Origin of the sequence: Aestuariibaculum sp. M13 (assembly GCF_024723255.1) — a bacterium.
GTDB lineage: Bacteria > Bacteroidota > Bacteroidia > Flavobacteriales > Flavobacteriaceae > Aestuariibaculum > Aestuariibaculum lutulentum.
Genome location: NZ_JANIAC010000001.1, coordinates 151,315 through 164,457, shown reverse-complemented (window position 1 = coordinate 164,457; position 13,143 = coordinate 151,315). Strand labels below are relative to the sequence as shown.

Sequence of the window (13,143 nt, the reverse complement as noted above, 5' to 3'; positions counted from 1 at the left end):
CAATGCGTAAACTAATTTTAGTTCCGTTATGCTATTTACTTGTCAATTTAGGTTTTGCTCAAAACAGTAAAAACGAATGGGAGAATCCTGGTATTATTGATAGAAATAAAGAAAAAGGCAGGTCATCTTTTGTGCTTTATCATGATGAAGCTTGTGCAGCAACTAGCCTGACAGAAACATCTGAATATTATCAAAGTCTTAATGGTACATGGAAATTTAATATTGTTAAAAAACCATCTGAAAGGCCATTAGATTTTTATAAAGTAGATTTAGATGATTCAAATTGGAACGCTATTAATGTGCCTTCAAACTGGGAAATTGAAGGATATGATACACCTATATATACCAATGTAACCTATCCGTTTCCCAAGAATCCACCTTTTATTGATGAAACTTATAATCCAGTAGGAAGTTACAGAACGACCTTTAAAATATCTAAGGATTGGGATGATAAAGAAGTTATATTACATTTCGGTTCTATATCGGGTTATGCCAGAATCTTTTTAAATGGTGAGGAAGTAGGTATGACTAAGGCTTCTAAAACAGCTGCAGAGTTTAATGTTACTAAATATTTAAATGAAGGAAATAATGTTTTGGCTGTGCAAGTGTTTCGGTGGCATGATGGAAGCTATTTAGAAGACCAGGATTTCTGGCGTTTAAGTGGTATTGAACGTGATGTGTATTTACAAGCCATGCCTAAAACCACAATTTGGGATTATTTCGCTCAGGCTAATTTAGATGATACTTACACAAACGGACTTTTTAATGTCGATATCGATTTAAGACAATTCGGAAAGAAGGCTGCTAAAAACCAAGTAGCATCCATTCGTTTACTTGATGCTAAGGGTAAGGAGGTGCATTCTGAAGAAAAGAAAATTTCAGGTTCAGATAAAAGCGTATATTTTTCTGCAACAATAAACAATGTTGAGAAGTGGAGTGCAGAATCACCTTATTTATATAGATACATCATCTCGTTAGTCGATAAAAAGAACACACAAGTTATTTCCAAGAAAATAGGCTTTAGAAAAGTTGAAATTAAAGAGGCTCAATTAATGGTTAACGGTGAGCCGTTAATGGTTAATGGCGTAAATCTGCACGAACATGATGGTATCTCCGGTCATAAGCCAAATAGGGAAACTATGCTTTTAGACTTAAAAGTCATGAAGCAAAATAATATTAATTCTATTCGTATGAGTCATTATCCGCATGATCCTTATTTATATGAGTTAGCTGATGAATACGGATTTTATATTGTAGATGAAGCAAATATTGAAACGCACGCCATGGGAGCCGAAAAACAAGGCTGGTTTGATAAAGAAAAACATCCAGCTTATTTGCCTGAATGGGCACCGGCACATTTAGACCGTATGAAACGTATGTTGGAGCAGGACAAAAATGCAACATCTATTATTTTATGGTCTATGGGCAACGAGTGTGGTAACGGACCTGTATTCTACGAAGGTTATAAATGGCTAAAAGAGCGTGATAAAACGCGTTTTGTTCAGTTTGAGCAAGCCGATGAAAATGCAGATACCGATATTGTTTGCCCAATGTATCCGGGAATAGATTACATGAAGGATTATGCAAAAAGCGATAAACAAAGACCATTTATCATGTGCGAGTACTCGCATGCTATGGGTAATAGTAACGGAAATTTTCAGGAATACCGAGACATTATGAACACCAGTAAAAAAATGCAAGGTGGTTTCATTTGGGATTGGGTAGACCAAGGATTAAAAACAGAAACCGAAGATGGAAGAATGTTTTGGGCCTACGGAGGCGATTTGGGAGGTGAAAATTTACAACACGATCAGAACTTTTGTGCTAACGGATTGGTGTCAGCCGATAGAACTCCTCATCCAGCTTTAGAGGAAGTAAAGAAGGTTTTTCAAAGTATTGCTTTTAAGTTAAACGGAAATAAACTTCAAGTTACTAATGAATACAATTTCACCAATTTAGATCAATATACTTTTAAATGGGTACTGAAAGCTAATGGAGCTAAGGTTGATGAAGGTAGTTTTGAGATATCAGCATTACCAAACGAATCTAAAGATGTGATTTTAAATCTACCAATGTTAGATGGTGATAAGGAATATTATTTAGATGTATATGGGTATACCAAAAATGAAGCGCCTTTAGTTCCTGCAGGTCATGAAATAGCAAGAGAGCAATTTAAATTAGGAAGCTATTCTTACTTTGATAATATTTCGACTTCAGAAGGAAAGATAATTTATGAAGTGTTTAGAGATGTACTCCATTTTGCAGCAGGAAATATTATTGGGGATCTTGATTTAAAATCAGGTAAATTATTTCAGTATCGATTTGCAGATAGTCATTCAAAAATAATTTCACAATTTCCTGAGCCATTTTTCTGGAGAGCTCCAACCGATAATGATTACGGTAACAAAATGCCGGAACGTTTGGGTGATTGGAAATTCGCGCATCAGGATTTAAAAGTGAAACGTGTAGAAGTTGGAGAAAAAACAGTGAGTGGTTTACCTGTAAAGGCAGAATTTATAATCAGCAAATTAGATGTGCCTTATACTGTTGAATACCTTATTCAAAATGATGGTTCAATAAACATCACAGCAAGTATTGATATGGAAGGTAAAGAATTACCTGAATTACCAAGATTTGGTATGCGTATGGTGCTAGATGGAAGCTTCGATAATTTAGCCTATTACGGAAGAGGGCCATGGGAAAATTATTCAGACAGAAACACCTCTTCGTTTTTAGGTATGTATAACGATACAGTTAAGAATCAATACACTTGGGAATATATCCGTCCACAAGAGGCTGGTTATAAAACCGATGTACGTTGGTTAACCCTTGAAAACTCGGCAAATCAAGGATTGCAAATTATAGGTGCACAACCATTAGGCTTTAGTGCATTACACATGTCTACAGAAGCTTTAGACGGAGGAACCTTCAAAAGTCAGACCCATCCAACAGATATTGTTGTAGAGAACGATAAAGTGTATTTACACATCGATTTAAAACAACGCGGCGTTGGGGGAGATAACAGTTGGGGAGCTTATCCTCACAAACCATACCGATTGCACGATAAACAGTACACGTATAGTTACCAAATTAAACTGATCAAAGAGTAAGAAAAAAAAATCACCAATAACTAACTAAAATAAAACTAAACTAAACAATTATGACATGAGAACTAAACCAAACCAACATTTTTTGATATCTAGTTTCTTAATAGAAATAACGAATATTAAAACCACTTAAACAAAAACTAATTAATATGATAAAACTAATTAAAATGAGGAAAGTCTTTTTTTCTTGTCCTGAATTTGATTTTAAATTCAAACTGGTGGTGCTCCTGTTGTGTGTGACCGCTTATCAAGTTCAAGCTAACGAAGGAAAAACAGTAGATTTCAATAGTGAAATCCAGAAGCGCATTATTACTGGTGTGGTTAAAGATGCATCAGGAATGCCTTTACCAGGAGCTAACGTTCTCGTAAAAGGAACAACAAATGGAGTTGTAACAGATTTCGATGGTGAATTTCAACTTGAAATAGAAGCTTCAGCTACTACTTTAGTCGTATCCTATGTTGGGTACGAAGAGCAGGAAGTTGTAATTGGCGAAAAATCGGTATTTAGTATTGTACTTAATGAAAGTCAGGAAGCTTTAGATGAAGTTGTTATTGTAGGTTTTGGTACTCAGAAAAAGGCAAGTTTGGTAAGTTCCATTACTACAATTTCACCTAAAGAAATTAAAGGACCTACAAGTAACTTAACAACCATGATGGCTGGTCGTGTATCAGGTATGATTGCCGTTCAAAGAAGTGGTGAGCCAGGAGCTGATAACTCCGATTTCTTTATTCGTGGTTTAGGTTCTTTCGGATCCGGTAAGGTAAATCCATTAATTTTAATTGACGGTATCGAATCTACTACTACCGATATGGCGCGTTTGCAACCTGACGATATCGAAAGTTTTTCGGTATTAAAAGATGCAGCAGCAGCAGCAGTTTATGGTGCTCGTGGAGCTAACGGAGTAGTATTAATTACCACTAAAATGGGTAAAGCAGGAAAAACGCAATTCCAGTTACGTAGTGAAACAAGAATATCATCAAATACCAGGAATTTTAAATTTGCTGATAATATTACTTACATGCAATTGGCAAATGAGGCTGCTTTAACTCGCGATCCTCAGGCAACATTGCCTTATACGCAAAACAAAATTTACAGAACGTCTATCGGAGATGATCCCTATTTGTATCCAAGTAATAACTGGATTGATGAACTTATCAAAGACTATACAGTAAACCAGGGATTAAATTTTAGTGCACAGGGTGGAGGAGAAAAAGCCAAGTATTATATCGCAGGTACATATAATGTTGATAATGGTGTTTTGGATGTAGACCCGATTAATAATTTTAATAATAATATCAAACTTAGAAATTATTCAGTACGTAGTAATTTAGATATGAACTTAACTCCAACAACTAAAGGTATTGTTCGTGTTTATGGTCAGTTCGATGATTATAATGGACCTGTTGGAGGTCGTGATGTTAACGGTAACTGGGTAAATGGAGGTGCTCGTATATTTAATTTAACGTTATGGTCAAACCCAGTAAAATTCCCTAAAGTATATCCGTCTAGTTATTTACCATTTATTGATCACCCATTATTTGGTGGAGCACAGGCTACAAATAATAGTGGCTCAGCAATTTTAATAAATCCTTATGCCGAAATGGTTAGAGGGTATCAAACAAATAAAGCGTCAACAATTCAGGCTCAGGTTGAAATTAAGCAGGACTTGGCTGGGATAACTGAAGGTCTATCAGCACGAGCCATGGGGTATGTAAGACGTTATTCATATTATGAAGTGGCCAGACAATATAATCCATTTTATTATGAAGGATATATTAGTCCGTTTTCAGGTGAATTGGAGCTAAATGTACTTAATGACGGAGGTCAGGGTAGTGTAGGTGTAACAGGAACAGAATATTTGGATTATTCTGAGGGTAGAAAGGATTTAGATTCCAGAATTTATTTAGAAACAGCTATCAACTATAACCGAGTATTTAATGAAAAGCATGCGGTTTCAGGGATGTTAGTAAATCTTTTATCAAGTTATGAAACGGGTAATGCAGGATCAGTTCAAAGTTCTTTACCAAATAGAAACCACAGTTTATCAGGACGTTTTACTTATGGGTATGACGATAAATATTTATTTGAATTTAACTTCGGTTACAATGGATCTGAGCGTTTTGCAAATGGCGCCCGATATGGTTATTTTCCATCTTTAGGTTTAGCTTATCGTATATCTAAAGAAGATTGGTGGGACGGTTTAAGAGATGTCGTATCTGATTTTAAACTTCGTTTTACATATGGTCTTGTGGGTAATGATGCCATTGGTAATGTAAACGACCGTTTCTTTTATTTATCTAATGTAAATTTAAATGACGGAAGATACGGAACCTCGTTTGGAGAGCAATTTAATAATTCCCGACCTGGAGTTTATATCGATCGTTACGCTAATCCAAATATTGGATGGGAAAAATCGAGACAAACCAACGTTGGTTTCGATTTAGAGTTATTCAATTCCCTGAATATTATAGTTGATGTGTTTAAACAAAATAGAACAAATATTTTACAAGAGCGTTCTAATATTGGAGCAACCATGGGATTAACGGCGATACCAGCAACCAATTTTGGTAAAATGGAAAGTAAAGGTTTGGACGCTTCTTTAACTTACGATAAGTCTTTTAATCAGGATTGGTACACGCAATTAAGAGGTAATTTTACGTTTTCAACCAATGAAGTTTTAGAGTTCGATGAAGTAACATATCCAGAAGAATTATCATACCGCTCACGTGTAGGACAAAATGCAAGCCAATGGTATGGGTATATTGCAGAGCGTTTATTTATTGATGACAAGGAGGTTGCTAATTCACCAACACAATTTGGAGAAGTTAGAGGTGGAGATATAAAATATCGTGATGTTAATGGAGATGGTCAAATTTCTAGTTTAGACATGGTACCTATTGGGCATCCAACAGTTCCGGAAATTGTTTATGGATTTGGAGGAACTTTAGGTTTCAAGAATTTCGATTTTAGTATATTTTTCCAAGGTGTGGCTCGAACCTCATTCTTTATTAATCCATGGAATATTTCACCATTTGTTATTAATGGATCTGCTCAAAATGGGTTATTAAAGGTAATTGCGGACGATCACTGGTCTGAAGATAATAGAGATTCTTACGCATTTTGGCCTAGATTAGGAGGAGAGTTCAATGAGAATAATAACGTTTTCAATAGTAACCCAGGAGCAAACCAGGCGCCGTATGCTTCAACCTGGTGGATGCGTGATGGTTCGTTTTTAAGATTAAAAACCATTGAGGCAGGTTATAATTTTCCTGAAAAGTTTGTTACTAAGTTAGGCATGCAATCAGCACGACTTTACTTTAGTGGCAATAACCTGGCAGTGTGGAGTCCATTTAAATTATGGGATCCTGAGATGGGAGGTAATGGCTTAGGTTACCCAATTCAGTCGGTATATAACTTAGGTTTAAAATTAGATTTTTAAAGAAAAAGGTATGAGAACTATAAAGAAAAAAATATTAAAACAAGGAGTTCAAAGGCTTTATAAAGCTTTAGGAATGTCCATCATGGTTTTTTGCCTTATTGGTTTAGAATCATGTGAAGAAACATTTTTAGATGTTGTTCCAGACAACGTAGTGACTATAGATCAAGCGTTTAAATTAAGAAACGAAGCGGAAAAATATTTATTTACCTGCTATTCATATTTACCTCAAAATGGGGACGCTATCTATAATATTGGTTTTTTAGCCGGTAATGAAACCTGGATAGCTCCTAACGATGCAGCTTTAAACAGTTATGCATTCGATATTGCTAGAAGTTTGCAACGCACATCAAATCCATATATGGATGCGTGGGAAGGACGTTTTCAGGCAGCCGGACCTGGTGATTTATATCCGTTATATGATGGTATTCGTCATTGTAATGTATTCATTGAAAATATGGAGGATAGAAGCAATGTGCCAGATATTAGTGAAGCCGAGCGTTTACGTTGGATTGCAGAAGGGAAATTTTTAAAGGCATATTATCATTATTACTTAATGCGTATGTATGGTGCAATACCAATCATCCGTAATGTGATTCCGGTGGATGCACCAGAGAATGAAATTCAGGTATCGAGAGATCCTATTGATGAAAGTGTGGATTATTTAGCCAATTTATTAGATGAAGCTTCGGTACATTTACCGCCACAAATTGTTGATACTCAAAATGAATTAGGACGAGTAACCAGACAGGCAGCTTTAGGAATTAAAGGGGAACTTTTGTTAATGGCTGCTAGTCCATTATTTAATGGCAATACGGATATGGCAGGATATACCAATAACGATGGGACGCCATTATTTAATACTACTTATGATCCAACTAAATGGCAAAGAGCAGCAACAGCAATTAAAAATGCTATTGATGTAGCCGAAGCTAACGGACATAAAATTTATTATAAAAACGATTTTACTTTCGATATTTCTGAGACTTCAAAAACGAAAGTTCAAATAAGACAGGCCCTTTGTGAACCTTTTAATGAAGAGGTTATATGGTCTAATACAAAAAGTACAACCTATTGGTTACAACGTATTTGTATGATGCCGCTATCTAATGTGGTGCCAGCTAGAGAAGCAAGAATGATTTTCTCTCCAACAATAGGATCAGCATCTAAGTTTTATACTAAAAATGGGGTGCCAATTGATGAAGATAAAACTTTAGATTTTTCAGATATCACGAAACTTAGAGAAGCGGGGCCGGATGATGCACTAAATATTTTTCAAGGCTATAGAACCTCTATTTTAAATTTCGATAGAGAACCTCGTTTTTATGCCGATTTAGGATTTGATGGTGCTGTTTTTTACAAACAAGATAGTTATGCTGATGAAACTAAATTCCATATTGAGTCTAAGTTTCAGGATTATGCAGGTAGTTTTGATGCATTCGATTTTAACATCTCAGGATATTTTATAAAGAAAGTCGTTAACTGGGAGTATAACTTTAACAGCGATGGTGGCGGATCTTATAAAATTTACGCTTGGCCAGAATTACGTTTAGCAGATATGTATTTACAGTACGCCGAAGCTTTAAATGAGGTGTCAGGCCCTACCGCAGAAGTATTAGAATATGTAGATGCTATACGTGCTCGTGCAGGTCTTGAAGGTGTTGCAGCATCTTGGCAAAATTACTCTACGAGTCCAAGTAAATACACAACCAAAGAAGGTATGCGAGAAATAATTCATAGAGAAAGAACTATTGAGTTGGCTTATGAAGGTAAAAACTATTGGGATGTTAGACGATGGAAAAAAGCCGTTAGAGAATTTAACAATCCAATAAAAGGATGGAATGTTTTTGGAACGACCGAGAGTTCATACTATCAGGTTTTAACGCTTCACCAACAGCGTTTTGTGTCGCCAAGAGACTATTTCTGGCCAATTAATGAAAATACTCTAATTCAAAACCCTAATCTGGTACAAAGCCCAGGTTGGTAAAAACATAACAATTATGAAACAAAATATAATAAAATTCTCTTGGATTGCGATGTTGGCTCTAATTGTTGTTTTTTCTGCGTGTTCAGAGGAACAAGGCCCATCACCATTAGAAAATAATACAACACCTCCAGGAATTGTTGAGAATGTTGTAGTTGAAAATTTACCTGGTAAGGTAAAATTAGAATATACACTACCAGATGATAAAGATCTATTATACGTGGTAGCCCGTTATACATTAGAAAATGGAACACCTATGGAGGTAAAGGCTTCCTATTATCAAAACTCTATGCTTTTAGAAGGTTTTACAGGGCAGTCTGAAGAGGAAGTGGAAATTTATGCCGTTAATAGAAGTGAAACGGAATCTGATCCTGTTACGGTAACGGTGGCTCCATTGGAAGCTCCTATTTACGAAATTTTCAGATCTTTAGAAACAAATGCTGATTTCGGCGGAGTTCGTATTAATGCATTAAACCCGACAGAAGAGGATATTGCCTTATTGGTAATGCAAAAAAATGTGCAAGGCGATTGGGAACCACTTTCTACAAGTATTTATACATCAGTTGATACCATTTCCAGAAGTATTAGAGGATACGATCCCGTACCACAGGATTTTGCTTTTGTGGTTAGAGACCGTTGGTTAAACACAACAGATACTTTATTTGCTGAAATTACACCTATTTTCGAAATGTTGATGCCAAGAGAGGAAATGCTTCCGATTACCTTACCAAACGATGCTGAGTTAATTGCAGCTCACACCGAGGTAAGAGATTTATTTAACGGAGGTACTTTAGAGTGGTATGATAGTTTCTTTACGAGTAGAACCATTGATGTGGGTAATCATTTAGTAACTTTTGATATTGGTCGCCAGACTAAGTTAAGCCGTTTGCACATCTGGAATTTCTCAGAACCTATTGGAGGACAGCGTTTATACTATTATTTAGGAGCAATGAGAAAGTTCAGAATTTGGGGAGCTAACGAACTAAATGATGGTAATTTAGAAGATGGTACCTGGACACTTATGGGGGAGTATGAAATTATTAAACCTTCAGGTTTACCTTATGGTCAGGAGGATAATAACGACTTAATAGCTGCTCAAGACGGTGCAGATTATGAAATTGATATAGAGAAGCCAGCAGTACGTTTCCTTCGTATAGAATGTTTGTTAAACTGGGCAAATGGCCAATATATGGCAGTATCTGAGGTACAGGTATTTGGTAATCCAAACCTTTAATTTAAAATTATGAAGACAATGAAAAAATTAAAGCATATAATTATAGCAGTATTTGCTATTAGCATTGTTCTGGGAATTTATTCTTGCACCGACGATACAGAATATCTTAAATTCACAGAAGGAGGAGAGATTTCATATACAGGAGCTATTGATTCTTTACAAATTTATCCGGGACAAAATAGAGTTAAGGTAGAAGGTTTAATAATAGGAGACCCCAAAGTATCTGAGGTTCGTGTATATTGGAATAATAATAGAGATTCCATTTCAGTTCCCGTGAATAGAACCCAAGGTGTAGATGAGGTGTCGTTTATTATAGACGGTTTAGAAGAAAATGTATACAATTTCACTGTAAGAACCTTGGATGCTGATGGAAATAAATCTATTGCAGTTTCTCAGTCAGCCGAGGTGTATGGCGATCGTTACATAGCTTCCCTATTCAATAGACCTTTAGAAAGAAACGTTCTTGTAGAGAGTGTATTAGAAATTGGATTGGCAGATATGGATTTAAGTTCTGGAGTTTTAGGTTCTGAGTTTGAGTATATGTCTACGTCAGGAGAAACAAAAACCATTTATGTTGATATAGCTGAATCAAATGTAACTATTTCAGATTTTGAAAGTGGGTCTACGTATCGCTATAGAACGGCATTTATTCCTGATGAGGATTCTATCGATAACTTTTTTACGGCTTTTGAAGATGTGACACCTATTCCAACCCCAGTATTGGGTAATGCAGCAGTGCCATTTATTGCATCTGCAACAGATGGAGGACGTTGGGGAACATTGGCAGGGCCATGGATAACTAACGATGTTGCTAAAAACCACGGTGGTTATGGTGGCTGGGATGAATGGAACGGGAATGTTTTCAATTTAGAATCAGGCTGGGGATCACCATCGATTACTAATGGTAAAATCTATCAGGTTGTTCATGCCGAAGCAGCAAGTTATATGTTAAGAGTTCAGGTGTTAAGTACAAATCACAATGCTAATCCGGACGGTGCATATTTTGTTATAGCTAAGGGAGGTAATGGTTTACCAAATGTAGAAGATGTTACAACAGCTTCTGAAGTTATTGGTTACAAACGTATTGGTGCAGCAGGAACTTACACAGTTTCATTTACAGTTGATGAAGCTACAGACATTTCTGTAGGTGAGATAACAACACAAAATGGAGATTACTTCTGTAATATTACGTCTTGGGAAATACAGGTGGCAAATTAATTTAATGTTGTTTATATTTTAGTTTAAAGAGAAGGGGGTGTTTTTTCGTCTTCTTCTCTTTTTTATTAAAACAATGCCTATGCTTTCAATTAAGGTTTTATTTATCAGTTTGTCATCATTAGTATCTGTTTCTATTGTAACCGAAACATCCGTTAAATCAAACATCAAAATCAATCAAAAAAACATAAAATTCACAGATACAATTAAACCAATTGTTTATCTCGATTCCACAAGTTTTAAAGATGATAAAACGTTTAAAGATAACTGGAACATGTTCTATCCTTGGGGAACAGACCATAATGGTACAGCGAGTATGTTTCCTGAAAATGTAAAATTAAAAACAGGTGGGATTCTTGAAATTACAGCTGATTGGAATAAAGGTAAAGATGAAGGTAAAAGCACATCCGATCCGCATTTGCCTATCGCATTTCATTCAGGAGCTATTCATTTAAAAAGACAAATAACAGTTTCTCAACAATTGCCAAATTGGGAAATAAGTGGAGATTTTCAGGCACCAACCCTTTTTGGTAGCTGGCCAGCTTTTTGGATTACAGGAGCAAAATCATGGCCTCCGGAGATTGATATGCTGGAATTTAAAGGCAATACTTTCTGTTGGCAAAATACAGTTACAGGAAAAGATTGGAGGAATACTATTTGGACTACCGAAAAAACAAATTTACCAGATGCGGCATTAGTATGGCATAATTATAAGGTGACACTAGAATACATTGATGAAGCAAATTCTAAAGTAAAAATGTACATTGATGGAATTCTAAAATCTGAGGAGATAAAAGATTATACCAATAAGCCATTTTGGTTAATTATGAATTTACAAATGGAAGGAGCTAGTGGCCAAACTGACGATACGGCAATTATAAAGAAACAATCAACAAAATTTAGAGCAAAGAATGTTTACGTTGCTGCAAAGCCCAATAAATGTAATTAGAATGAGATTTCTAAATCCAAAATATTTGATAAAAATTACAAGCATATTTCTGGTCCTGTTAACCATTTGGTCATGCTCTTCAGAAGATACAAGAGGAGACAATAATCAAGAGGAAACGACAAAGGAAATTAAAATCCCAATTCTGGAAACGAATACGGTTGAAAGTCTGGAGTCCTTTAAAGCGACTTTATGGGGTAAAGTTTTAGATAATGGAGGCAGTAGTATTACAGAGCGAGGTATCTGCTATAGTGTAACTGAAAATCCGACATATAATAATAGTTCTGAAAAGGCATCTGTTGTTAAGGGAAGTGGTGAATTTCAAGTGAATTTACAAAACCTGATGTCTGGTATAACATATTATGCTAAAGCTTATGCAATAAATGAAAAAGGAGTTGGTTACGGAAATGAAGTTAGTTTTTCTACTCTAGATATTATCGCCCCAACTTTAAAGATAGGAGATACTAAAGTTGCTGGAGCTCATGATATATGGTTGGATGTAACTGTGCCAAATCAGGGAGATATGGAAATTGAAGAGATTGGGCTTGTTTACAGTAAAACAAGTAACCCAACCACAGATAATAATGGGGTTACAAAAGAAAATGTAGTAATGGCATTCAAGGAAAGAATTACAGGATTAGATCCTCAAACCTTATACTATTTCAGGGCATATGCAATAACATCAAATGGTATTACCTATAGTGATGAAATTACCATGAGTACCATAAAGAAAGGAAATTTCACCTGGTCTTTTTGGTGGGAGGATAACTCAGATCCTGCTTTTGACCGTCTAAGAGTAGCCTTTGATAAAGCAACTTGGTATTATAATAATTTCACCTCAATTGAAAAACATGTAAATGTGAACTATAATACAGGAACACCAACCGCAGATGCCAATTTTGATGGCTGGATTAATTTTGGAGCAAATCCAGATTATCAGCGAACGGGAACAGCTATGCATGAAATGGCACACACGGTGGGAGTTGGAACTCATGGAAAATATTGGGAACTCATGAAGGAATCTTGGCAGGGAAATAGAGCTAATGCCATATTACAAATGATGACAGACGACCCTAATGCAAAAATATATGGAGATAATACTCATTTTTGGCCTTATGGTATTAATGGGGCGCATGAAGATGATGGTTCAGAAATGTTGTATATAATACATGCTTTAATTCTTCAAGGAATGAAAACAGATGGTTTACCTAACCAATAAA

At 35.8% G+C, this 13,143-nt stretch carries 7 protein-coding genes; all 7 read left to right on the top strand.

Annotated features, from left to right (window positions below; genetic code table 11):
• Nucleotides 1-2 precede the first annotated feature (2 nt).
• The 7 genes from NO995_RS00675 to NO995_RS00645 all read left to right on the top strand — a co-directional run bounded on the left by NO995_RS00675 (nucleotide 3) and on the right by NO995_RS00645 (nucleotide 13,142).
• Entirely contained in the window at nucleotides 3-3,110 is a 3,108-nt protein-coding gene (locus NO995_RS00675; RefSeq protein ID WP_258225859.1) for a glycoside hydrolase family 2 TIM barrel-domain containing protein, read from the top strand.
• A gap of 164 nt (nucleotides 3,111-3,274) precedes the next feature.
• The gene (locus NO995_RS00670; protein WP_240571274.1) at nucleotides 3,275-6,547 is read left to right on the top strand and encodes a TonB-dependent receptor; all 3,273 of its coding nucleotides are present in this window, start codon (nucleotides 3,275-3,277) and stop codon (nucleotides 6,545-6,547) included.
• A 10-nt stretch (nucleotides 6,548-6,557) separates the two neighbouring features.
• Nucleotides 6,558-8,531 (top strand): RagB/SusD family nutrient uptake outer membrane protein, encoded by a 1,974-nt coding sequence (locus tag NO995_RS00665; RefSeq protein WP_258225858.1) that lies wholly within the window; start codon nucleotides 6,558-6,560, stop codon nucleotides 8,529-8,531.
• A 13-nt stretch (nucleotides 8,532-8,544) separates the two neighbouring features.
• Entirely contained in the window at nucleotides 8,545-9,762 is a 1,218-nt protein-coding gene (locus NO995_RS00660; RefSeq protein WP_240571270.1) for a DUF4959 domain-containing protein, read from the top strand.
• 18 nt (nucleotides 9,763-9,780) lie between these two features.
• On the top strand, nucleotides 9,781-10,980 hold the full coding sequence (locus NO995_RS00655; RefSeq protein ID WP_258225857.1) for a DUF4998 domain-containing protein: 1,200 nt from the start codon (nucleotides 9,781-9,783) through the stop codon (nucleotides 10,978-10,980).
• 79 nt (nucleotides 10,981-11,059) lie between these two features.
• Nucleotides 11,060-11,926, top strand: coding sequence for a hypothetical protein (locus NO995_RS00650; protein WP_258225856.1), 867 nt, complete (start codon nucleotides 11,060-11,062; stop codon nucleotides 11,924-11,926).
• Between the two features lie 25 nt (nucleotides 11,927-11,951).
• Nucleotides 11,952-13,142, top strand: coding sequence for a hypothetical protein (locus tag NO995_RS00645; protein ID WP_258225855.1), 1,191 nt, complete (start codon nucleotides 11,952-11,954; stop codon nucleotides 13,140-13,142).
• The last annotated feature ends 1 nt before the right edge of the window (nucleotide 13,143 follow it).

What these genes read in the sequence shown, in the direction of transcription:
- NO995_RS00655 (WP_258225857.1), top strand. Translation starts at nt 9,781, where the DNA reads ATGAAAAAATTAAAGCATATAATTATAGCAGTATTTGCTATTAGCATT.
- NO995_RS00670 (WP_240571274.1), top strand. Translation starts at nt 3,275, where the DNA reads ATGAGGAAAGTCTTTTTTTCTTGTCCTGAATTTGATTTTAAATTCAAA.
- NO995_RS00675 (WP_258225859.1), top strand. Translation starts at nt 3, where the DNA reads ATGCGTAAACTAATTTTAGTTCCGTTATGCTATTTACTTGTCAATTTA.
- NO995_RS00665 (WP_258225858.1), top strand. Translation starts at nt 6,558, where the DNA reads ATGAGAACTATAAAGAAAAAAATATTAAAACAAGGAGTTCAAAGGCTT.
- NO995_RS00660 (WP_240571270.1), top strand. Translation starts at nt 8,545, where the DNA reads ATGAAACAAAATATAATAAAATTCTCTTGGATTGCGATGTTGGCTCTA.
- NO995_RS00650 (WP_258225856.1), top strand. Translation starts at nt 11,060, where the DNA reads ATGCTTTCAATTAAGGTTTTATTTATCAGTTTGTCATCATTAGTATCT.